General features: G+C 39.0%; 20 protein-coding genes. 15 read left to right on the forward strand and 5 right to left on the reverse strand.

Annotation, left to right across the window (positions count from 1 at the left end; genetic code table 11):
• The first annotated feature begins 269 nt into the window (after positions 1-269).
• The 11 genes from B0H99_RS07315 to B0H99_RS07365 all read left to right on the forward strand — a co-directional run bounded on the left by B0H99_RS07315 (position 270) and on the right by B0H99_RS07365 (position 11,688).
• Positions 270-641 (forward strand): VanZ family protein, encoded by a 372-nt coding sequence (locus tag B0H99_RS07315; protein ID WP_245894444.1) that lies wholly within the window; start codon positions 270-272, stop codon positions 639-641.
• A 398-nt stretch (positions 642-1,039) separates the two neighbouring features.
• Complete coding sequence (gene murJ, locus B0H99_RS07320; RefSeq protein WP_106532994.1) at positions 1,040-2,554, forward strand: murein biosynthesis integral membrane protein MurJ; 1,515 nt, start codon at positions 1,040-1,042, stop codon at positions 2,552-2,554.
• Positions 2,555-2,617: 63 nt separating this feature from the next.
• On the forward strand, positions 2,618-3,889 hold the full coding sequence (locus B0H99_RS07325; protein ID WP_106532995.1) for a glycosyltransferase family 39 protein: 1,272 nt from the start codon (positions 2,618-2,620) through the stop codon (positions 3,887-3,889).
• Entirely contained in the window at positions 3,886-5,175 is a 1,290-nt protein-coding gene (locus B0H99_RS07330) for a nucleotide sugar dehydrogenase (RefSeq protein ID WP_245894433.1), read from the forward strand. Before B0H99_RS07325 ends, B0H99_RS07330 begins: the two co-directional genes overlap by 4 nt.
• A 13-nt stretch (positions 5,176-5,188) precedes the next feature.
• Positions 5,189-5,815 (forward strand): sugar transferase, encoded by a 627-nt coding sequence (locus tag B0H99_RS07335; RefSeq protein ID WP_106532996.1) that lies wholly within the window; start codon positions 5,189-5,191, stop codon positions 5,813-5,815.
• 94 nt (positions 5,816-5,909) lie between these two features.
• Positions 5,910-7,106 carry a DegT/DnrJ/EryC1/StrS family aminotransferase gene (locus B0H99_RS07340; RefSeq protein ID WP_425440381.1) on the forward strand — a complete coding sequence of 399 codons (1,197 nt, stop codon included), beginning with the start codon at positions 5,910-5,912 and terminating at the stop codon, positions 7,104-7,106.
• 62 nt (positions 7,107-7,168) lie between these two features.
• Entirely contained in the window at positions 7,169-8,347 is a 1,179-nt protein-coding gene (locus tag B0H99_RS07345; protein ID WP_106532998.1) for a glycosyltransferase family 4 protein, read from the forward strand.
• Positions 8,348-8,586: 239 nt separating this feature from the next.
• The gene (locus B0H99_RS07350; RefSeq protein WP_146137258.1) at positions 8,587-8,850 is read left to right on the forward strand and encodes a hypothetical protein; all 264 of its coding nucleotides are present in this window, start codon (positions 8,587-8,589) and stop codon (positions 8,848-8,850) included.
• A gap of 54 nt (positions 8,851-8,904) precedes the next feature.
• Positions 8,905-10,083, forward strand: coding sequence for a glycosyltransferase family 4 protein (locus tag B0H99_RS07355; protein WP_106533000.1), 1,179 nt, complete (start codon positions 8,905-8,907; stop codon positions 10,081-10,083).
• 198 nt (positions 10,084-10,281) lie between these two features.
• On the forward strand, positions 10,282-11,376 hold the full coding sequence (locus B0H99_RS07360) for a threonine aldolase family protein (RefSeq protein ID WP_106533001.1): 1,095 nt from the start codon (positions 10,282-10,284) through the stop codon (positions 11,374-11,376).
• Between the two features lie 24 nt (positions 11,377-11,400).
• A complete protein-coding gene (locus B0H99_RS07365; RefSeq protein ID WP_106533002.1) occupies positions 11,401-11,688 on the forward strand; it encodes a YciI family protein in 288 nt (95 codons plus the stop codon).
• 171 nt (positions 11,689-11,859) lie between these two features.
• Here the strand turns inward: B0H99_RS07365 and B0H99_RS07370 are convergent, their stop codons facing one another.
• Both B0H99_RS07370 and B0H99_RS07375 read right to left on the reverse strand, forming a co-directional pair.
• Entirely contained in the window at positions 11,860-12,519 is a 660-nt protein-coding gene (locus B0H99_RS07370) for a class D sortase (protein ID WP_106533003.1), read from the reverse strand.
• Between the two features lie 2 nt (positions 12,520-12,521).
• Positions 12,522-13,724, reverse strand: coding sequence for a processed acidic surface protein (locus tag B0H99_RS07375; RefSeq protein ID WP_106533004.1), 1,203 nt, complete (start codon positions 13,722-13,724; stop codon positions 12,522-12,524).
• 341 nt (positions 13,725-14,065) lie between these two features.
• Between B0H99_RS07375 and B0H99_RS07380 the strand changes: the two genes are divergently transcribed.
• The 4 genes from B0H99_RS07380 (at position 14,066) to B0H99_RS07395 (ending at position 19,318) form a co-directional block, all read left to right on the forward strand.
• Positions 14,066-15,124, forward strand: coding sequence for a peptidoglycan bridge formation glycyltransferase FemA/FemB family protein (locus tag B0H99_RS07380; RefSeq protein ID WP_245894435.1), 1,059 nt, complete (start codon positions 14,066-14,068; stop codon positions 15,122-15,124).
• Positions 15,125-15,616: 492 nt separating this feature from the next.
• Positions 15,617-17,521: a S8 family peptidase gene (locus tag B0H99_RS07385; protein WP_181313608.1), complete on the forward strand. Its 1,905-nt coding sequence runs from the start codon at positions 15,617-15,619 to the stop codon at positions 17,519-17,521.
• A gap of 285 nt (positions 17,522-17,806) precedes the next feature.
• The gene (gene galU / locus B0H99_RS07390; protein WP_106533006.1) at positions 17,807-18,688 is read left to right on the forward strand and encodes a UTP--glucose-1-phosphate uridylyltransferase GalU; all 882 of its coding nucleotides are present in this window, start codon (positions 17,807-17,809) and stop codon (positions 18,686-18,688) included.
• A gap of 84 nt (positions 18,689-18,772) precedes the next feature.
• Positions 18,773-19,318 carry a C40 family peptidase gene (locus tag B0H99_RS07395; RefSeq protein WP_106533007.1) on the forward strand — a complete coding sequence of 182 codons (546 nt, stop codon included), beginning with the start codon at positions 18,773-18,775 and terminating at the stop codon, positions 19,316-19,318.
• A 38-nt stretch (positions 19,319-19,356) separates the two neighbouring features.
• Here the strand turns inward: B0H99_RS07395 and B0H99_RS07400 are convergent, their stop codons facing one another.
• The 3 genes from B0H99_RS07400 to B0H99_RS07410 form a co-directional block, all read right to left on the reverse strand.
• Entirely contained in the window at positions 19,357-20,391 is a 1,035-nt protein-coding gene (locus B0H99_RS07400; RefSeq protein ID WP_106533008.1) for a LysM peptidoglycan-binding domain-containing protein, read from the reverse strand.
• A 281-nt stretch (positions 20,392-20,672) separates the two neighbouring features.
• Complete coding sequence (locus tag B0H99_RS07405; RefSeq protein ID WP_106533009.1) at positions 20,673-22,205, reverse strand: glycosyltransferase family 2 protein; 1,533 nt, start codon at positions 22,203-22,205, stop codon at positions 20,673-20,675.
• 187 nt (positions 22,206-22,392) lie between these two features.
• Positions 22,393-22,557, reverse strand: a 165-nt coding sequence (locus tag B0H99_RS07410) for a transposase (protein ID WP_181313609.1), incomplete at its 5' end; no start/stop codon positions are given.

A 22,557-nucleotide genomic window follows, 5' to 3' on the forward strand; every position in this document is an offset into this window, starting at 1 on the left:
TTTGCTGGCTGATTTTTAATATCAATAACAAGTTCTAAGTGGAAATTATTGATATATGATAAAGATCTTAATGGTTTTTTAGAGAAATGAAAAGGAAAACATACTAATCTCATTAGCGAGTTTCATTTTCATTTTACGAAAGAGGCAAATTTAGAGAGGCTGCCTGTTCAAAAGAACTTATAGAATGAGGGGATACCTTGAAAAGAAGAATGCTGGTGAATATTAAACTTTTATTTGTATTGCTTTGGAGCACTGTCATAGTTATTTCGATGTGCACAGTGGACGCTTATGCATTTCTGGTATATCGCGTCATAGAATTCGAGTTTGATCCGCAACCCTCTTTTTCGGAATTGATAATTTTTAGCGATATCGATTTCTTGGATAGTTTTTATTTTATCCAAAAGACTGGCCATTTTATATCGTTTGGCCTCTTATATGTTTTTGTTTTAAACTGGTTAAATAATTGGAAACAAGCTCTTATAATTTGTGCGGTGTTTGCAGTTTCCAGTGAAGTTCTGCAGTTGTATTTTCAGCGGAACGGAAGATTATTTGATGCGTTTATCGATTTATGTGGCATTTTCCTTGCGTATAGTATATGCCGTTATCTGAAAAACATTAAACGGACCATGGCTTCTTCTTAAGAGAATTTTGGGAAGGAAAAATTCTATCAATATATAAATAGATTTCTTCATATAGATTCTATAACAGCGGCTTTGATTCGGATTTCCGATCAAGGCCGTTTTTTTTGTATATATCTGTTCACTATAGAATCCGTTAATTTTTAACAATTCAAACTATTTAACCTACTTTTAACCTGGGGACTTTAGTATAGGGTCCAAGAGAAAAGAATACAGGAGGTGAAAGCAAAAGTTATCTGCCAGATGGAGACTGAAATTACCCTGCAAATTTCTTATAAGAGATTAAAGATACTTAAAAACTATTGCTTTTAGACTTCTTTGCTAGTGTTTGGGTGTACAGCAAGTTGACTTAAGAAAAATCCTGAATGCCGCAAATATCCAGATAAACGAGGTAGAGAGACATGGGAAAAACCGTAATTTCAATCATGATAGTTGTGATCATCACTAAAATCCTTGGTTTTTCAAGGGATATTTTCCTTTCCTTTTTTTTTGGAGCAGATGGTATAACCGACGCGTATCTGGTTGCGACAGATATTCCGACCGCTTTTTTCTCTCTAATAGGTATGGGAATAGCTGCCGGTTATATTCCCATCTATACGAGCATCCTGGAAAAGCAGGGAATTATTGAGGCAAAGCGTTTTACTGTGAACTTGATAAATTCCGTTTTGCTGATCTCCACTTTGCTTGTTTTGATGATCTTAATCTTCCCTTCATTCCTTGTGCATATGTTTGCAAGCGGATTTGAAGGAGAGACATTGAAAATTGCTGTCGCATTTACCCGGATATCTGCATTAAGTATTTACTTTGTGGCATTGATTTACGTGTTCAGCAGTTATTTGGAAGTGCACAAGCGTTTTCTTCCTACAGTCCTAAGTGGGCTCCCGCTGAACTTTATAATGATTTTCTTCATTTATGTAAGCGCGGAAACAAATGTCTATCTGCTGGCGGTAGGCACATTAATTGCTGTAGGTTCACAACTGCTGGTTATGATTCCTGCTATATACCGAACAGGATACAGGCACAGCTTTCACTTTTCTTTAAAGGATAAGAACTTAAAAAAACTTATGATTCTTGCAGTCCCGGTCATTATCGGGGTTTCCGCCGATCAGATTAATATATTGGTCGATCGCACAATTGCTTCACAAATCGCAGTAGGTGGAATCTCGGCGTTAACCTACTCCCACCGAGTGGTCTTTTTCATACAAGCGATTTTTGTATTAGCCATAGTTAAGGTGGTCTTTCCAAAAATTGCACAGTTAGCTGTAAGGAAAGACCATATCCAATTAAAAAGGCTTGTTGAAAGGTCCATCACTATTGTCGCGTTGATTGTCATACCGGCGGCGCTGGGACTTATGATGTTTTCAAAAGAAGTTACAGACCTCTTGTTCGGCAGAGGAGCATTTGACAGTGAAGCAGCTGCATTAACTACCGGTACTCTTTTTTTCTATTCAGTAGGCCTTTTAGGATTCGGGCTTAGGGAAGTGCTGACAAAAGTGTTTTACTCTCTCGAAGACATGAAAACCCCAATGATCAGTGCTGTTGGGGCCATGGCCTTGAATGTCGTTTTGAATATCATCCTATCAAAGCTTATGGGCATAAACGGTTTAGCGCTGGCTACAAGTTTAGCTGCACTTCTGAGCACAGCCATCTTATACGTATCCCTTGTCCGGAAAATAGGTTCTCTTAACTCGAAAAGACTTTCAATCGATATTTTAAAAGCTTCTCTTGCTGCAGTTGTAATGGGAATATCGGCAAAGGGCATTTACTCATCATTGATCTCTTCGGCGGGAGAAATCGGAGCGCTAACAGGTGGAGTTGTTTCTGGGATTATTATTTATACAGCAATGATATGGCTTCTTCAGTTCAGTGAAGTCGCAGATTATAAAGCAAGAATCTTGTCGCTGGCCAAGAGGTAAGAAAGAGAGTTAGCCAGCATCAGATTTAAATTTCTTCAGTTCCGATCAAAGGGGGATCTATTCATGATTTTCGTACTGGCTTTTTTTATATTTCAGATAACCATCACCTACATCATCAAGGACCATATTCCAGCCGGTGAAGCATTCGGCATCATCCTGGTACTGACAAGTATTGTGGCCATCTCCCTCTACTTGTACCGGTCACTTGAAAAAGAGTGGTTATTATTGATTTTTGGAGGATTTGCTGTAAGGGTCCTAGTGTTATTCATTGATTTATATGTGCCTTCGCTTCCTATATTCTCAAGCGGAACTGATACCGAATATTTTCACGAAGTATCGGTTGCGATTGCCAATGGACTCATGCCGCTGTCAGAAGGGGCAACTGCCTACGTTCCTTTTCTATCCGCACTTTATTATTTAGTGGGAGATCAAAGGCCGTATGTCCAGTTCATCAATGTTGCTTTCTGGGTTTTCTCAGCCATGTACTTGCTGAAGACGCTAAGGTTTTTGGAAATTGATAAAAAACTGATTTTCTTAGCTATGGGTGTGTTTACGGTTATGCCGAATAGTATTTTCATGTCCAGTATCTTATTGCGTGAGTCAATCATCATCTTTTTTATTTCCATCTCCCTCTATCATTTCATCAAATGGTTTGCAGATGGAAAGTTTCCGGATTTTCTTCTTTCTGTAATACTGGCTGTCATGTCGATGGTATTCCATTCAGGCATGATCGGATTTGTTGTTGCCTATGTGTTAGCGTTTCTTTTCCTTAGCCAAAAAAAATCAAAAAAAGCCGGCCAATCTTTTCTGTATCTTATATTTTTTGCCCTACTTGTTTTCATCATGTCTCAGAATACAGAACTGTTCCTCAGTAAATTTGAAGGTCTGACGGAAGAAGGGGTTGAGATCTCCGGTATTGGCGGTTCCATGTACTTGGCCAGTTTCAATGGATTGTCAGGGATAGCAGCCATTTTAGTAGCCCCGATAAAAATGTTTTACTTTATGTTTTCTCCGCTTCCTATAGATTGGAGGGGCATGGGGGATATCGTAAGTTTCCTATTCGATTCTTCGGTCTACTTGTTCCTGATTGGAGCAACCATCTTTGGTTTAGTGAAAAGCGATATGCCACTGAGAAATAAGGTTTTCATCGTAATGTTTTTAGCCGTGACAGTCGTTGTCTATTCATACGGTACACAGAGTGCCGGTACTGCGATGCGCCATCGCAATAAAATGATCCCGCTGCTCCTCATTACATTCGCTATCGCAAACAGCAAACAGTTGGTCAAACTTACTGACAAGCGGTGGAGGCCGAAAGAAGGGGAGAAGGCTACATGATGATGGACAAACTGAAAATAGCGGTAGTGGGGTTGGGATATATCGGCCTGCCAATTGCTATTGCTTTTGGAAAAAAATATTCGGTCATTGGTTTCGATTCGAAGCCAGAACGGATTAAAGCACTAACAGAAGGCATTGACTCCATTAATGACGTAGGGGCAGTGAATTTAAAGGAGATGGCCATCGAGTTTACGGATGATCCCGAAAAACTCAATGATGCTGGATTCATAATCATTGCCGTGCCAACTAAAGTTGATTCCAGTAACCAGCCTGACTTCAATCTAGTACTGAAGGCAAGCAAAACAGTAGGAATGCATATGAGAAAAGGGGCTGTCGTCGTATATGAATCTTCTTTTTATCCGGGCATGACAGAAGAAAAGTGCATTCCGGTTTTAGAGAAGTATTCGGGTTTTCAAGCAGGCGAAGAATTTTTCGTTGGCTATTCGCAAGAGCATATCAAACCGCATGAACCTTCAAATATTTACTTCAAAGCCAACAAAGTAGTGGCTGGACAAAGTAAAGAGGTGTGCGATTTTATTGCAGAAGTTTATGAGACTGTTACCGAAGCAAATGTGTTTAAGGCAAAGTCAATTCGCATAGCAGAAATGGCGAAAGTCTTTGAGTCTACACAGCGGGATGTCAACATTGCACTTATGAATGAACTCGCTTTGATTTGCAACCAACTTGGAGTTAACACATTGGATGTACTGGAAACGGCAGATGCTAAAAGAAATCCCATGAAATTTGCTCCTAATCTTATCGGTGGCTATTCCATAAGTACAGATCCTTATTTTTTAGCTTATAAAGGAATGGCATCTGGTCATTATCCTGCCCTTATTCTCGCAGCAAGAAACCTTAACGAGCAAATGGGATTCACTATTGCGCGGACAGTCATAAAAAAAATAGTGGAGAGAAATCACACTGCCCGCAAATTAAGCGTAATCGTCCTTGGTGTTACCTATAAAGAAAACGAATCGAATTTTTTCAACTCCAAGGTAATTGACTTGATACGAGAGCTTCAAGATTTCGGAATAGAGGTGCAAGTAGCAGACCCGCTCGCCAATCCCGAAAAGTCGGAAAGCTTATATGGGATTGGCCTTACTCCAGAAAGCGAGCTGCTTCCAGCATCCGCTGTTATTCTAGCGGTGCCGCATACGGAATATAAGCAAGCCGGGTGGCGGAGATTTGAGCGCCTTTTATGGAACAAAGAAGGAATAGTTTTTGATATCAAAAGCGTACTTGAGCAAAAAGGCAAGTTGGAAACGGTTGAATTATGGCAATTATAGAGGGGGAGTCTATATGGAAGTAAGTAAAATTGGTCCGGAAAGAAAAAATAGGAAAAGCATTGAACGTCTGCAGCGCACCAGCGAATTTCTCTGTGCATCAGTGATGCTGTGCTCGCTTGCGCCGCTATTTGTAGTCGTAGGAATTGCAATCAGATTGGAATCGAAAGGCTCTATTTTCTTCAAACAAGTAAGAGGAGGGAAAATGGGGCATCATTTTACTATTTATAAATTCCGCACGATGTATGATGAACCTGAAAAACGCAATGATAATATTGCGGTTCTTACCACTGATTCCCGAATCACCAAAGTCGGCCATTTTCTTCGGAAAACTAGCATTGATGAATTGCCTCAGTTGATTAACATCGTCAAAGGGGATATGTCATTTGTGGGTCCAAGGCCAACATTGACTGTACAGACAGACAACTATAACGATTACCAGAAACAACGCCTTTCAGTAAAGCCAGGGGTCACTGGCTGGGCTCAAATCAGCGGAAGAAACGCATTAACTTGGGATGAAAAAATAGAATTGGATATTGAATATATTGAGAGAAGGAGCATTCGCTTCGATCTTTACATTTTGTTTCAAACAGCAATCAAAGTGCTCAAATCAGACGGGGTTTATAGCGATTCGATTGAATAGTCGGCTCGAATCCAAAAAGGGCCTCTAAACTAATTTGCGCGCGCAATACAGGGTTTGAAGGAAAGTAAGACTAAAAAAAGGACGTGATGATGGGATGACTGTATTTCCACTTATAAGCGGAAAATCAATGGAATCGGCAAAAGAAAGAATTTTTCTCTCTACACCTCATATGACTGGAAACGAAATGAAATATATCCATCAAGCATTTGAAACCAATTGGATCGCACCGCTTGGACCCAACGTTGAAGCGTTTGAGCGGCAAATTGCAGATTATATCGGAGTAAAGAGCAGTTTGGCAGTATCTTCAGGTACGTCAGCGATTCATTTGGCGCTGCAATTGATCGGTGTAAATCCAGGAGACAAAGTGTTCTGTTCCACTCTTACGTTTGTGGCAAGTGCCAATCCAATATTGTACGAAAGAGCGGAACCGGTATTCATCGATTCGGAAGAAGAATCATGGAACATGTCTCCTGAAGCTCTGAAAAAGGCATTCCTGGCTGCAGCCGAAGAAGGAGAATTGCCGAAAGCTGTGATTATTGTCCATTTGTATGGGCAGAGCGCAAAAATGGACGAACTTCTGGAAATATGCAACAGCTATAACGTGCCTGTTATCGAAGACGCCGCAGAATCTCTAGGTTCTACATATAAAGGGAAAAAGAGCGGAAGCATGGGGCTCTTCAGCATTTATTCATTCAATGGCAACAAAATTATTACTTCTTCAGGAGGCGGAATGCTCGTTTCAAATGACGAGGAAGCAGTAATCAGGGCACGCCATCTGGCAACACAAGCAAAAGACCCGGCACCATATTACGAGCATAGTGAAAAAGGGTTCAATTACCGTTTAAGCAATGTATTAGCTGGTATCGGACGAGCGCAGCTTGAAGTGATTGAAAATCGTGTAGCCATTAGGCGTTCCAATTTCTTTACCTATGCCAATCGCTTAGGGCAGATTCCAGGTATATCGTTTCAGCCGGAACTTGAAGGAACAAAATCAAATAGATGGCTATCGGTTTTATTGCTGGATCCAAATCATATCGATACAACTCCGACCGCGTTGAAAGAGGTTCTTGAGGCCGAGAATATCGAAGGGCGGCATGTTTGGAAACCTTTGCATATGCAAAAACTGTTCGCGGGTTGTAAGTTCTATAAGCATGGAGAAGGGGAAGCAGTCAGTGAAAAATTGTTCAAATACGGATTTTGCCTGCCTTCAGGTTCAAATATGTCAGCTGATCAGCAAGAGCGGGTCATTGATGTTCTGGAGCGCAGCTTTGATGCATACGGTATTAAATAACAGCAAAGACTGAAATCAACGGGCAGATCTGAACAACATGGCCCAATCTAGGAGGTAAGCTTGTGGGGAACAAAGTGCTATATGCTGTAACCATTCCGGATAGTTTAGTTTTTCTTCAAGGACAATTGAAGCATCTAACCAGCCAAGGTTATGAAGTTAAAGCAATGTGCTCAAGTGGAGAAGGCATAAAAGCATTTAAAGAAGTAGAAGATGTTGATGTCCGTATTCTTGAAATGGAAAGGGAAATCTCGCTTTTCAAAGATGCCAAATCGCTTCTGAAATGCATTCAGATTATTCGACAAGAAAAACCTGACATAATAAATGCCAGTACACCAAAAGCAAGTTTGATTGTTATGTTGGCAGCTTATATGTGCAATGTACCCACACGAATTTACACCATGAGAGGACTTCGGCTGGAGACGACAAATGGGCTGAAAAGGGGAATTCTGCTAGCCGCCGAGAAATTGGCGGCAGGAGCAGCAACACATTGCTTGGCAGTATCAGGAAGCTTGAAAAACCAAGTTGTTAAACTAGGAATTGCCAACGAAAAAAAAGTCTCTATTTTGGGAAAAGGCAGTGGAGACGGATTTAACCTGGGAAAATTTCAACAATCAAATGAACTTATGGAAAAAATCCGAATAAAGCGCCGCGAATACAAGTTAACGAGTGACCATATTGTACTTGGATTTGTAGGGCGATTAACAAAAGATAAAGGAATTGAAGAGCTTGTTGAGGCTTTTGTAAAGTTGCAGGCAAAATATTCAAATCTCAGGTTATTGATAGTTGGAGGTTATGAAGAAGGAGATACAGTTAACGAACTAACAAAACGACAAATTCAGGAAAATAAAAATATTATCCATGCCGGCTATCAGAACGATCCAATCCCTTTCTACCACCTTATGGACGTATTTGTCTTTCTGACGAAACGAGAAGGTTTTGGAAATGTTTCAATTGAAGCCTCTTTAAGTGGTCTTCCAGTAGTAGCGGCTGATGTGACAGGTGCAAAAGATACGCTTTTAGATGGAAAGACCGGCTTTCTAGTCGAACCCACCAACAAAAAAGACATTACTGAGAAACTTGAACTGCTGATTTTAGCACCGGAGCTGCGAAAGCAAATGGGCATTAATGGACAAAAGTGGGCTTCGAAGCATTTCAGCAACGAGGTTCTTTGGACCGAACTGGATCAGTTTTACCGAAATGCTCTTCCTGCTAAAGGCGGGCAAGCTCTAGAAGCCAAGTAACCAGAAATCAGAACAACGGGGATAGGGAAAATGCAGATGGAGTATTTTTTCGTTTTTATTCTAACGTTGAACAAAGTATAGGAGCAAGAATAAAAAATACGCTGACTCATATTCTTCCGATACTCGAATACGTTGCTTTTTCAAAAGCGACTACAAACATTAAGTATGTCGAAAAAGATTCTATTATGGAAAGAGAAAAAATAACACATATTACCTTCTTGGAAAGAGGAGAAGAAGAGTTGACAGAAGCAACCGATTCTGAGGCTTTGCGAAAAATCCTGAACTTAAATAGAAATGTGTTTAATTATTTGCGCTCTCCTTTATTAATCGCTTACGAATTTTTCAATCCCAATTTTAATATTGATGAAGGGCTGCTGAATGAAAAAACCATTTTGAATGAATTTGTTTATAACAGCAAAAACATTTTTTTGTTGAAAAGTAAAAACCCTCTTCACTATGCAAAAGAAATCATCGATCAACTAAAAGTGGAATCAGCAAAGTAATCCCCTCTTTTAATCTGGACCAAAACTAAAATAAAAGAGAAGGTGAGTGATGGTATGGGAACTAAAGTGATGCATGCTGTAACCAGTTCAGGCAGTTTAGGTTTATTGAGAGGCCAGATGGCTTTCTTGAAACAGCAAGGCTATGAAGTGAGAATGTTGTGTTCTGCAGGCGGTAATGTAGAGAAGTTTGAAAAAAGAGAAGGTGTAAAAGTAAGCGTCGTCAATATCGAACGGGAGATTTCTTTATTGAAGGATTTGAAATCATTGATTGCCTGCATCAGAGTTATCCAGCAAGAAAAACCGGATATTGTAAGTGCCGGCACTCCGAAAGCAGGGCTTGTAGTGATGCTGGCATCTTTCTTATGCGGGGTTCCAATCAGAATCTATAATGTACTCGGCCTGCGCTTGGAAACAACAAGAGGCCTCAAAAAACTTATTCTGCTTATGGCTGAAAAAATTGCGGCAACTGCAGCAACAAACTTGTTAGCGGTATCTCCAAGCTTGAAAGATCAGCTGATCAATCTCGGGATAGCCAATGAAGAAAAAATCCGGATATTAGGGCAAGGGAGCTTTAATGGATTTGATATTGAAAGTTTCCGTTTGACCGAGGAATTACGAGCGGAAGTGGAAGCGAAAAAGGCTGAACATGGGGTGACGGACAAGCATACTGTTCTCGGATATGTTGGCAGAATTACGAAAGATAAAGGGATAGAGGAAATGGTGGAATCGTTTTTAACTTTAAATAAAATTCATCCCAACCTCCGTTTAATGATTGTAGGAGATTACGAAGAAGGGGATCCGGTAAGCAATGCAACAAGGCTCACGATTGAAAAGAACGAGAATATCATTCATGCCCATTACCAGGAGGATCCGGTTCCCTATTATTATTTAATGAACATCTTTGTTTTTTTAACGAAGAGGGAAGGGTTTGGAAACGTGTCGGTTGAAGCTGCGCTTGCTGGTATGCCGGTTATCGCTGCAGATGTGACAGGGGCCAGAGATACGATCGTGAATGGTGAAACCGGTTTTCTTGTCGATCCCACTGATCCAAAAGAAGTGGCGAACAAGCTGGACTTGCTTATCACCGATCTGGATCTTCGTGAACATTTAGCGGCAAACGGAAAAAAACGAGCGGAAGAAAATTTCGCTAATGAGACAGTTTGGCAGGAGATGAATGTTTTCTATCATGAACTGCTGGCTGAAAAACTTGAAGTTGCACGAGAAGTGCAGTAAAAGATAATTCCATTAAACTATCCAAGATTTCTGGCACCGCTTTTTAAGCAGTGCTTTTTTAGTTTTCAGGTTGTTGGTAAACTTAGAAAAGAAAACTAAAGTTTCCTTTTTCAATGTTGCGCTTACCATTCTTCCTTTATAAAAAGAATGGTAAGGTGTTACTATATCAAATGATATTCAAAAGGGTGGAGATTTGGAATGGCCGAATCAAATTGCTTAGAGCAGACTTTCAATCACACAAGGTATCAGTTAGCAGGGCACGGAAAACGAGATGTTGCTGTATTAAAAAAAGCTTTTGAACATATAGATGGCCAGCTCGAAAGCGATCGTTACGGATCTGGAAAAGTCATCGAAGCGTTTCAAGAAAAGATGGCTGCTCTTACCGGAAAAGATGTGGCTGTATTTTTTCCTAGCGGAACAATGGCTCAGCAAATTGCTTTGCGCATTTGGTGCGATGAAAAATCTTTAAAAAAAGTTGCTTATCATCCGTTGTCTCATCTGGAGATTCACGAAGAAGATGGTTTGAAAGAACTGCATAATATTCAGGCGGTTTTAATAGGGGATAAAAACCGCGTCATTTCATTGGAAGATGTAGTAGAACTTGAAGAAGAGGTAGCTTGCTTGTTGCTTGAATTGCCGCAGAGGGAAATTGGCGGCCAGCTCCCAAGCTTTGAAACACTGGAACGAATATCTTCTTATTGCCGTGAAAAGGGCATCAAGCTACAGCTTGATGGAGCACGGCTTTTGGAAGTGCTCCCTTATTACGAAAAGACCGCCGCTGAAGTTTGCGATCTTTTTGACAGCGTCTATATATCGGTATACAAGGGAATTGGGGGCATTGCTGGAGCTATTCTTACAGGAGACCCTAAGTTCATCGCCAATGCAAAAGTTTGGAAACGGCGCCATGGCGGCGACTTAATCAGCCTTTACCCCTACATAGTTGCAGCGGACTATTATTTTGAACAGCGAATTGGTAAAATGGATCGCTATTATCAAGACGCAAAAGAATTGGCCGCCTTGTTCAACGCCTGTCATGGTGTTGCAACTTTGCCGATTGAACCGGTTTCCAATATGTTTCACGTGCATTTCGATCAATCGAAAGAACAGATGGTTGAATTGCTTTCAGGACTACAACAGCAAACAGGTATTGGGATTGCCAGCTATTTGAAAGAAGTGGGCGAAAAAACATGTTCATATGAACTTAGCCTTGGCGACTTGTATGCTGCTGTACCGAAAGAACAACTGAAATCAGCGTTTCAATTACTGGATGAAAAAATGAAGCAAAAGAGTTAAAAATAAACGTGGCGATGGACAAAGATGCCAAAAGCAAAAGCAAAGAAGTTTTTCGCTGTTTTGTTGCCAATGCTCGATTTGGAAAAGAGCCGGCAATTCAGAACTGATCATTTGTCTTTTTTGGAAATGCTGAGAAGCAAAGGCCATGTTTACGGAAATGGCCGTTTTAGTGACGGATCAGGAGGGCTGGTTATTTATCAAGTTGCCTCGTATAGTGACTGCGAAACCCTTGTTAAGCAAGATCCTTATATTAAGACCGGTGCTAGATGCTATGAAATTCACGAGTGGGAAGCGGAGTGGGCTGAAAAATAAAAGAAACCAGACGCACAATTGCACTGCGTCTGGTTTCTTTCTTTATTGATGAAATATCTTTTGTCTGTATATAAATCTTCAAGGTTGGTTTTGATACAAAGGAATTAAAAATAGAATACATAGTTATATTCTGTATCTCAACAAAAAAGCGATATTGAAGTCGTTGCTTTATTATTCGGATGAAATCAAATCTGCTACAAGGATATAGCGGTCTGGCGCATATCCGACGAAATCAAAAGGATAGCAAGTGGAAACAGTTAAAGTCGCTCTTGGTTTAGGAACAATCACCGTGCGGTCATCTTGATCGACAATTCGGACTTGGCGCACTTTGTATGTGAATTTGCCGGCAACTGTTTCTACGATGAGCAAGTCGCCTTTTCCGACTTCTCCGAGCCTTCGAAAAACGGTATCTCGATGGCCAGATAACACTGAATTGTCTTTCATTCCAGGCAAGACGCTTTCTGCAAAATGGCCAACACCTTTTTCGAGTTCTTCTTCATCAGTGCCATGGATGATCGGCAAAGTGGCATCAAGTTTTGGTATGATAAGTTCACCAATATTTTCACCTTGTTCCGGCTGTTCCAAGTATACGGCTTCTTTCATTGCGGTTTTCTTTGTTTTCGCTTCCGTCTCTTGCTCGTTTGCTGCAGGAATCGCAACTTCAGGCTTTGCTTCCGCTTGAGTTGTTTTATAAAGCATATACCCCTTAAGAAATGTAGCAGCATTTGTGCTGCTGAACCATAGGCCAAATCCAATAAACGCAATTGATAAGGAAAGAAGAAGCAAGCGTTTAATCCGTTTGCTTCTTCCTTTTGATTCGTTTCGGTTCATACTTACATTCCTGCAACTTTAAATCGGCGGAATAACACGAATCCAATTAAGACGAAGCCCAATCCTAACAAGATATTTGCAGTGTAGCCTCCTGCAGTCTTTGGCAATTTTCCGCCTTTGACAGTAGAAGAAACAACTGGTTTTTTAACGTCTTTATGAATTTTTGGTTTTGCCGGCGCTTTGGCAACAGGTGCCTTCGAAACTACATCTTCAACTTCTTTCAAATCTTCACCAGCATCAACGATGATTTCCGAACCAAACATGTCAGCAGTCAGTAATATATCAGCAAGGAAAGTTCCTTGCAGGTTATAGATTTCAATCAACAAATCAAAGCCATTTGTTGTATCTAACGTAAGTAAAGTTTGTAAAGAAATCGCTTGTTTTTCATTATCAGTAATCAAGTAAAATTGTGTAGTGACTTTGAATAAAGATTGCAACTCATTGAAAATGGATAATATTTCAGCGATTTGTCCAGCTGTTAATTCATTAGCTGTTTCAAACTCACTGATAGCCATCATACGATTTGCTAATTCATCTAGTTTAGATTGAAACGCAGGATTTTCATAATCCAGTGTATTAAGATGTTCACTTAAATTCTGTAATTCTTGTTCAGTCAACCCAAAGGCAGAAAAGAGGCCGTCAAGGGCCAAGTCATCATCTTCGCCAATCATGGTATAAAAAGCAATTGCTTCTTCCAACTCTTCAATAGAATCATACTCTTCAATAGAATCGCCATAACCATTTAAAAACTTTTCCAGTTCTTCTACAGTTCCGAACTCATAATATTCGACAAGCTCTTGAAGATTCTCTGGGGTAATAGCAGTTAAGTTTGAGTAATAGTCAACAAATTCCTCAATCTCATAAGTGAAAACAAAATATTCGCTATCAATTACATCTTGCCCTTTTTCAAGAGTACCGTATTCTTCGAGCAATTTGTTTAATTCTTCACGTGTCAAAACATACTCTTTAAGGAGTGTTTGAATACTTCCTTCAGTAATAGGCGTACCAAGTTCATCAATAGAATCGATCTCTTCTAACGGCCAATCTTTACTTTCCAAGTAATTGATATAAGGTTGTTTCTCCCAACCTATTTCAGTCAAAAACCGATCAAATCTTGGGTCATTTTTTTCGAGCGCAAATACTGAAACCGGCAAGAGGGCCATTAAAAGTACTGCAGCTACTAACAATGTTAATAAACGTTTCATTCCATATCCTCCCATATCTCGTTAAAACAATAATCTAAACTAGTATAATAGTTAGTTAGGGAATTATACATAGGTATAAATACCTTTAATACTGGAAATCTAAGTTTTTTATTTCCATTTGATGCAATAAAAAATATTATCTTTTTTTTATAGAGAATAGGAAAATAAGAACGAGAGAGGTTGTTAATTTTCCCATATTACAAAGAATAAATTGAAGTTAGACCCAAAGTATATTATTATATAAATAATGATAGTTAATTTAGATTATTCAGATAACTATATTATTACCTTTATTAGCCAATTGCTCGCGTCAATAATTTTTTTGAAAGTAAAAAAGGCGGATGGAATTTCAACATCCAAATATCCTGACGAAAGAAGGTTCCAATGTGAAAGATATTTACTTTGACAAAAATTACGGAGTGCTTTACGAAGAGGTGGAAAATGGAAAAAGCGAACTCTACAAATTTGAGCATCCCTTAGGAGAAGTGCATCACTTGTTCATAAAGCGGGAAATACCTATACATATTGGAGAAGAAACCTTTTATGATCTTGTAACGCCGTATGGTTATGGCGGTCCTATAGTCGTTAATAGCAAAGAAGGAGAAAAAAGCCAGCTTATCCAAGCGTTTGAAGAAGAATTTCAAGCATATTGCAAGCAAAACAAAATCGTTAGCGAATTTATCCGTTTTCATCCAATACTTAACAATGCACAAGATTTTCAAGAGTACTATGAAATCGAAAGTATTCGCAAAACTGTTGGAACGAATTTAAAAGAGTATGATGACCCAGTCCAACAAGAGTTTTCAAAAACAGCTCGTAAGAACGTTCGTAAAGCATTACAAGCCGGTGTAGAGTTTCAAATAACGGTAAATCCGAAAGAGTTAAAGAATTTCAAGGAAATCTATTATTCTACAATGCAGCGAAACAATGCCGCTTCGTATTATTTTTTTGATGATAATTATTTTGACAAATGCACGGAACTTTTTGGTGACAGAATTTTATTGACTGAAGTTACCTATCAAGCAAAAGTAATAGGAATAGGATTTAACTTTCTATATAACAACATATTGCATACAAATCTATCTGGCACATTGGAAGAGTACCATCATCTATCGCCTGCATACGTATTGCAATATGCCATTACTGTCTGGGGGAAAGAAAATGGAATTGACCTTATACATGACGGTGGAGGCAGGACGAACAGTGAAGACGATAGTTTATTCATGTTTAAAAAGCAATTTGGCAAAAATACAAGATTCCAATTTTGTGTAGGAAGGAAAATATGGGATGAGGAAATCTATAAAAAGTTATGCCAAGCGGCAGGGGTCGATAGAGACCTTGAATTAGACTTTTTCCCGGCTTATCGAAAAAGAGTGCTGAAAGAAGTAGAAAGCCGATAAGAGCATTTTTGTTATCTCAACATACAATAAAAAAGCATGTACTCCTGGTTCTTAACCTATGGAGTACATGTTTTTTTGTAGAAGCCTATTGAATTGAAAACAAAGCGAATGACTAATGAAAAGTAAAATATTTAAAAATTCTGATATCAAAAGTTTCAGTAATAATTTATACTATAAAAAATAAGAATATACTAATCTAAAGGGTATATTATAAAGTGTAGTAGTGTTTATAACATTTGTAAGCCAAAAAAAAGAGATCCTTAATAAAAAAACATGATGGATAACTTTTTTGTGGTTAATATTAACTAGGTAATTTAGTTTGTATATGCATATGAAAATAATTGTTATTAAAGTATAATTTGATAAGGATACATGTAAGATAGTAATTATTTTTCATACGAACTCACATGCTATAGATAATACCCCATGTTCAATAGCGGCCGTATTTATTTAGTTTGAAATTAAAGAGTCTACTTTCTAAGGAGAATGAGGATGAAAAAGACATTAGTGACCCTCTTCGTTATACTGATTAGCATATTTCCTTTTCACGGATCTATTACTTATGCAGAAGGCGATGAACAAAACCTTTCTGCAATTCCGGAACCAACTCAAGTGATCGTCCATCTTGAAGAGGATGCAGCCAGTAAGCTTGCAGAATCGGAAGCTGTTATAACGAATACTGAAGATGCCGAGCAATTAGTAACCATAGAAGTTCCGCAAGATGAATCAATTGAAGCTTTTATGAAAGATTTAGAAAATCGAAAAGATGTGGCTAGTGTTGAACCGGATTATTTCGTGAAATTGGATTATGTAGCGAATGATCCAGATCTTGTTAGTTTTCAATATCACCATAAAGCAATTGAATCTAGTGCTGCATGGGATATAACATTAGGGTCGCCTGATGTAGTAGTGGCAGTTATTGATGATGGTGTTGATTTAAACCATGTTGATTTGAAGAACCAAATAATTTCACATTACAATATGGTAGAAGGCAAAAAATTTACTAAAGGGGAACATGGCACGCATGTAGCTGGAATTATTGCCGGTGTATTAAATAACAACACGGGAGGGGCAGGAGTTGCTCCAAATACAAAAATCATGGCCATTGACGTATTCGATGGAGACTTTGCGTTAATATCTGATATTATCAAAGGCATTCATCAGGCTGTTGATTCTGGTGCCCATATTATAAACATGAGTCTCGGCAGTTATTCCACAAGCACAGCCCTAGAAAAAGCCATCCAACATGCGCATAGTAAAGGGGTGGTTGTAGTAGCGGCTGCGGGAAATGACTTTACGAGTAAGAACCACTACCCTGCCGCTTATCAAGAGGTTATTTCTGTAGCATCCACTACATCTGTAAATAGGCAATCCAGTTTTTCCAATTATGGATCGACTATAGACATTGCGGCGCCTGGTACTGAGATCTTTTCTACGCTGCCAAACAATAGTTATGGATGGATGAGCGGTACATCAATGGCAACACCTGTAGTAGCGGGAATTGCGGCGCTTTTGAAAGCTAATGAACCTGCTTTAACAAATAAGCAAATTGCTGACCGCTTGTTTTTAACTGCCAAAGATCTAGGCGTAAAAGGCAAAGACACGAAATTTGGCAATGGTTTAGTGAATGCAAAAAATGCTTTGAAGAATATTGATAAAACTGTTCCAGTGGTTCCTACAGTTAATACTATTACTGATTCTACTACTTCCATAACTGGTAAGACGGAGTTGAATGCAAGAGTAATAGCCTATGAAGGAAACACGAAACTTGGCGAAGCCATAGCAAAAAACGGTACGTATACAATGAAGATTGCCATGCAAAAAGCCGGAACCAGTATTTCCCTCTATGCTATTGATGCAGCAAAGAATAAAAGTGCCACTAGAACAGTAACAGTGATTGATAAAACACCTCCTGCAATTCCTGCTGTTAATACTGTTTCAAATAAAAGTACAACGGTAACAGGTAAAGCAGAATCAAATGCAAAAGTATATGTATATGCAGGAAAAACAAAACTTGGTGAAGCTACAGCAAAAAATGGGGTTTACTCTATAACAATCGCCAAGCAAAAAGCTGGAACCATCCTTTCAGTTTATGCCATAGATGCAGCAAAAAATAGGAGCGGTACAAGAAATGTTAAAGTGATTGACAAAATAGCTCCAAGTATCCCGACTGTCAATTCTATAACCAGCAAATCCACAATGGTATCAGGAAAAGCGGAAAAAGGAGCTGTCATCACGGTTTATATTGGCACCAAGAAACTCGGACAAGGCACAGTGAACAGCGAAGGTTCCTTTAAAGTAAGCATTAGCGCCCCGAAAAAAGGTGCAGTTATTAAAGTATATGCCACTGACAAAGCCGGCAATAAAAGTGGAAGTAGAACGATCACAGTAAAATAAAAACTAATAGCAATTAAACAATGGTTTTTTGAAGGCATCTCTTTATAAGAGATGCCTTTTTTAGTTGATGGAAATCTAATTTCATCGGTAGAAAAGTATATTATCTTTACTAGTGGAAAGGAAAATAAAATTAGACAACGAACAAAAATCCGGCCTATGTAGCGTTTCAGCACGATAAAGTGTATATTAAGAATATATTTAAAAATAAAGTGGATTATTACGCAACTTTTTTTAAACGCAAAGAAAGCCAAATGCAAAAGAAAAAATTAAAGGTGGGTGGAAGAAATGCAAGTTAGAAAAGCTATTATTCCGGCTGCAGGGTTAGGTACTCGTTTTTTGCCTGCTACAAAAGCAATGCCAAAAGAAATGCTTCCGATCGTTGACAAACCAACAATTCAGTACATAGTAGAAGAAGCGATTGCATCGGGAATCGAAGACATTATTATTGTTACCGGTAAAGGGAAACGGGCGATTGAAGACCATTTTGACCATGCTTATGAATTAGAAGAAACTTTATTGAAAAAAGGGAAAATGGATATGCTGGATTCGGTTATGGAAACATCTAAGGTGGAAATCCATTATATCCGGCAAAAGCAGCCGCTTGGCCTTGGCCACGCTATTTGGTCAGCACGTAATTTTATCGGGAACGAACCGTTTGCGGTATTGCTCGGTGATGATATTGTCGAAAACGACGAACCTTGCTTAGCTCAATTAATGAAACAATATGACAAAACCGGCAATAGTGTGATTGGAGTCAAGGAAGTGCCGGATAGCGAAACCAAACGTTATGGCATTATTGATCCATTAACGACAGAAGGAAAATTAATGGAAGTAAAGCGCTTTGTTGAAAAGCCAGCTGAAGGAACCGCGCCGTCCAATTACGCCATTATGGGCCGCTATGTGCTGACACCTGAAATTTTCGAGTTTTTAGGAGAGCATCAGTTTGGAGCGGGCGGGGAAATTCAGTTGACTGATGCTATTGAAAAATTGAATAGCATCCAGTCAGTGTATGCTTATGAATTTGATGGACGCCGATTTGATGTCGGAGAAAAATTCGGTTTTATTGAAACAACTATCGAATTTGCTTTGCAGCGTCCAGATCTACGGGAACCTTTACTTGAGTTGTTCGAACGAAAACTGAAGGAATTGAATACGGAAAGCAAGTAATAAATATCGCCAATCAGCTTTTAGCTGATTGGCGATATTTATTTTAAAAAAGAAAAGCAGGTTATTTAATTAGAAAGTCGAATAATGGTTCATAGGTCAACACTCCATAGAGATTGGGAAGGTGATGGCATGCTGGAACAATTTGATTTTATCTTTTATAAAGGCGAAACGCCGATTGCCCGAATCATTCAAAGGCTGACAAACAGCCAGTACAGCCATGTAGCTATGGTCATTGATCCGCTTCATTTAATCCAGTTGGATTGGAAGACGCCGGTTTCGATTCAGCATTTGGCGTATCCAATCAGTCAGTACGACGTTTACCGTTTGAAAGTAGCATTAACGGAAAAGGAGAAAGCAAAAGTCATTTTTTTTATAAGAGAATGGATTTCCACCGGTTATGATTGGAAGCTGATCATTAGCCGCTTTTTTAATATTTTGTTGGCCACGCCGATTGTTTCTTCGGCAGACCGGTATAATTGCGATGAATTGATTGTTGATGCTTTTAGGCATGTAGGCATTAATTTAATCGAATATGATATCCAGCTGACACCCGACGCTTTATCCAAAAGCAAGCTGCTGTACAATGTAAATGAAAATGAAAAACGCTTATTAGTACGCAAAAAAAAATGACAAAACCGGGCAAGAAGATAGCCTCTTGCCCGGTTTTGTCATTTCGGAATAGTCAAAACTTGTCCAACCCGTATTAGATTATAATTTGTAATTTTGTTCGCTGCGGCCAGTTTAGCTACTGTAACATTGTATTTTTTCGCTATACTGTACAACGTATCTCCAGCTTTAACAGTGTATTTGACGGTGGCAGCAGGGGGCGGTGATTTCGCCTTGGAAGGTATCGTCAATACTTGTCCAACCCGGATTAAATTATAATTGCTAATGTTGTTCGCTTTAGCAAGTGCTTCTACCGTTACACTGTGCTTTTTCGCAATGCTATAGAGCGTGTCTCCAGCTTTGACCGTATATTTTGTTCCCGTCGATGGTACCGGTGCTGGTTTTAATTTTAACAGTTCTGAAACAGTAACAAATGTATAACCTTTTGCTTTCAACTTAGAAATCATCCCTGGAAGCGCCCCGGGAGTGCCTGATGCTCCTGCACCTGTATGCATCAATACGATAGTGCCTGGAACAACATTGTTAACCACTTTATTGGTGATAGATGCTGAGGAAACTCCTTTCCAGTCGACAGTATCAATGTTCCAGTGAATGGTATGCGTATATCCTGCATTGCCAACCGCTGCAAGAACTGCGGAGTTGGTTGAACCAAATGGTGCTCTAAAGAGGGGCTTTGTTGATTTCCCAGTAATTTTTTTTATAGTAGATTCGGTCTTATCCAATTCAGCTTTTATTTTGGCAGCGGATATTTTAGTAAAGTCAGGATGCGAATAAGAATGGTTTGCAAGTTGGTGGCCTTTTGCAACAATGTTTTTAATAGATTGAGGATGCTTCTCTGCTCCAGATCCTGTTAGGAAAAAGGTGGCTTTTACTTTATTGGCTGACAATATATCCAATATTTTTTGAATATTGGTTCCGTCTGATCCATCGTCAAAAGTTAATGCGATTACCTTGCTGGTAGTATTGCCTTTTGTTACAAACTTCGATGTAGCCGCTTCGCTTTGAGTAGAAAAGGACAAAAGAGTAAATAACATTAGGACAAAGACCGCGACCAATTTAAACCACTTAGAACTCATTTTACACACCCCTTTATCAAATTACACCAATAACCTTAGTGTATGTATAGGTGTGAAAATAGGAAAAAGTATGTAAAACTTCATCGGTATTAATTAGTATATTTTTATTATAACAAATAGATTATTGTAATGCTATTTAATTATTTAATTATTCAGATAATAGTAAAGAGTGTTCAATTATAAATAAGCCTTTATGTAAAAGTATATGAAAAGCCCGGAGAGAAAAAGAATCGCTTTTTCTCTCCGGACTTTTTAATTGAATTTTATTAGCCGGTTGCACGTTAAGGAAGATTGGAGATCTTGAATCCTAAATTGGAATTGATAGTGGAGTAAAAGTTAAAAAGCCGGTTTTCAAACACAACTTGTTCTTGTTTCAAAATACTGAGTTTTCGATAGCCATTATAGCGGATAAACATTTCATAGCTGCCTGTCGGCAAAGAATTCAGCTGCTTGGTATCTATAATAGCATTCGTATTGCCGCCATTATCTAGATGAAATGTAAATGTGTATTCTTCATTGACATTTTTTCTGCTTCTAAAAACCAGCTCGCTGACGCTGTCAGTATAATCGCCAAATACTTGAGCTTCTAATTTATATATATCTCCTTCGAATATGCCGTTTCGAAAGAGGGCGATCATCGGCACCCGGATATGCCTGAACTCCCCATGGAAAATGGGGACAATCATGTAAGGCATATTGTCTTTAATGATGTATTGCTTGTATTTCTCGGTTCTGTTCCAGCGCACAAGAGCTTCTAAGCCCGTGTAATCTTTCTGAATGAAGAGCTGGCAAATTACTTTGTTAATAGGATAAAAGAAATTATCAGTGAAATCATACCGAAGGCCATGGGCAATATCCAAAACCTGCTGAAATTTTTCATAATAACCTTTTTTATTTTTGCTTTTTAGAAAATGCTGCCTTTCAAAAAGCCGGGTTACAGAGTCAAATTCAATCAAACGATTCATAACCACTTTTTCTTCTTCAACTGGCAAGTTCTTTTGTTTTACATACTCAATAACTTTAATGTTAGAATCCATTTTTTCAAAGATATCGGTTTGCTTAGTCAAGGATTCGGAATTTTCATCCAGCCGATTCAAATAAGATACTACTTGTCTTGTTGTGGATACCGTTTTGCAGTGGGTCAGCACATCAATAAAAAACTGCTTGTCTTCAGCAAATTTCATCTCGGGAAATCTAATGTTGTGGTCCGTAAGAAGCTGCCGGCGCATCATTCTGGCGTTCGGAGCCAAATGTTGAAACATATTTGGCACTTCATAAGGAGAAACACTTCTTCTTTCTTTTACAGATTGATGTTCACCGATGATTTTCTGCTCTTTAGATGTTTCCTTCATCGTTTTGCCGACGGCGTAATCATCACCGGTTTCTTTTAAAATAGAGTACAGCGCTTCAAGCCCTTCGGGTTCAAGCCGATCATCGGCATCTAAGAAAGTGATGTAATCAGAACTGGCTAGTTCGATTCCGAGGTTTCTTGGCTTGGATGGTGATCCACTGTTTTCTTTCAAAAAAACAATAACGATGTTTTGATATTGTTTGGCGTAGTCCCATAAAATTTCCCGAGAAGAATCTGTGGAGCGATCATCTACTAAAATATATTCGATGCTATCAAATTGTAAGGACTGGTTGATCACCGATTCGATGGTATTGGCTAAAAAGGGAGCGGCATTGTAAACCGGTGTTATCACAGTTACTTTGGAGTTGGAGGGGGTAACTCCGCTGTTTTTCACAAAATAGCCATCGCTATTATACCGCACGTCTTTTTCTTCATTAAATTTTCTTTTTCCAAATCCAAACATTCAATCACTCCTCAGACAGAACTGTTTGGTAACAATATACCATATTGTTTACTGAAAATTTAAACATTATCTGCAATAAGAAAAAAGCATTTTGGTTTACCAAAATGCTTTTTCAGAGTGTTGAGTAACCCTTTGATATAAGATAAGAACTTATTTGTTCATCAAAAGAAAAGAAAACTTCCGATTTTTACGCCCTCCTTGCCAGAAGGAGGGCCATTTTTTTGATGTTTTGCGTGGCGGCTGTCAGGAAAGCCTGCTCTTGGACAGACGAACGCCCTCGGCGTCTTGCGTAGCGAAAGCCATGGAGTTCTTTGGCATCCGCAAAGCTTCTTTCAATGGTTTGGCTGCGCAG

Origin of the sequence: Planomicrobium soli (assembly GCF_003014655.1) — a bacterium.
Taxonomy (GTDB): domain Bacteria; phylum Bacillota; class Bacilli; order Bacillales_A; family Planococcaceae; genus Planococcus; species Planococcus soli_B.

Bases quoted from the DNA above. Each gene is read 5' to 3' on its own strand.
- B0H99_RS07315 (WP_245894444.1), top strand. From the start codon at position 270: ATGTGCACAGTGGACGCTTATGCATTTCTGGTATATCGCGTCATAGAA.
- murJ (WP_106532994.1), top strand. From the start codon at position 1,040: ATGGGAAAAACCGTAATTTCAATCATGATAGTTGTGATCATCACTAAA.
- B0H99_RS07325 (WP_106532995.1), top strand. From the start codon at position 2,618: ATGATTTTCGTACTGGCTTTTTTTATATTTCAGATAACCATCACCTAC.
- B0H99_RS07330 (WP_245894433.1), top strand. From the start codon at position 3,886: ATGATGATGGACAAACTGAAAATAGCGGTAGTGGGGTTGGGATATATC.
- B0H99_RS07335 (WP_106532996.1), top strand. From the start codon at position 5,189: ATGGAAGTAAGTAAAATTGGTCCGGAAAGAAAAAATAGGAAAAGCATT.
- B0H99_RS07340 (WP_425440381.1), top strand. From the start codon at position 5,910: ATGACTGTATTTCCACTTATAAGCGGAAAATCAATGGAATCGGCAAAA.
- B0H99_RS07355 (WP_106533000.1), top strand. From the start codon at position 8,905: ATGGGAACTAAAGTGATGCATGCTGTAACCAGTTCAGGCAGTTTAGGT.
- B0H99_RS07360 (WP_106533001.1), top strand. From the start codon at position 10,282: ATGGCCGAATCAAATTGCTTAGAGCAGACTTTCAATCACACAAGGTAT.
- B0H99_RS07365 (WP_106533002.1), top strand. From the start codon at position 11,401: ATGCCAAAAGCAAAAGCAAAGAAGTTTTTCGCTGTTTTGTTGCCAATG.
- B0H99_RS07370 (WP_106533003.1), bottom strand. From the start codon at position 12,519: ATGAACCGAAACGAATCAAAAGGAAGAAGCAAACGGATTAAACGCTTG.
- B0H99_RS07375 (WP_106533004.1), bottom strand. From the start codon at position 13,724: ATGAAACGTTTATTAACATTGTTAGTAGCTGCAGTACTTTTAATGGCC.
- B0H99_RS07380 (WP_245894435.1), top strand. From the start codon at position 14,066: ATGGAATTTCAACATCCAAATATCCTGACGAAAGAAGGTTCCAATGTG.
- B0H99_RS07385 (WP_181313608.1), top strand. From the start codon at position 15,617: ATGAAAAAGACATTAGTGACCCTCTTCGTTATACTGATTAGCATATTT.
- galU (WP_106533006.1), top strand. From the start codon at position 17,807: ATGCAAGTTAGAAAAGCTATTATTCCGGCTGCAGGGTTAGGTACTCGT.
- B0H99_RS07395 (WP_106533007.1), top strand. From the start codon at position 18,773: ATGGTTCATAGGTCAACACTCCATAGAGATTGGGAAGGTGATGGCATG.
- B0H99_RS07400 (WP_106533008.1), bottom strand. From the start codon at position 20,391: ATGAGTTCTAAGTGGTTTAAATTGGTCGCGGTCTTTGTCCTAATGTTA.
- B0H99_RS07405 (WP_106533009.1), bottom strand. From the start codon at position 22,205: ATGTTTGGATTTGGAAAAAGAAAATTTAATGAAGAAAAAGACGTGCGG.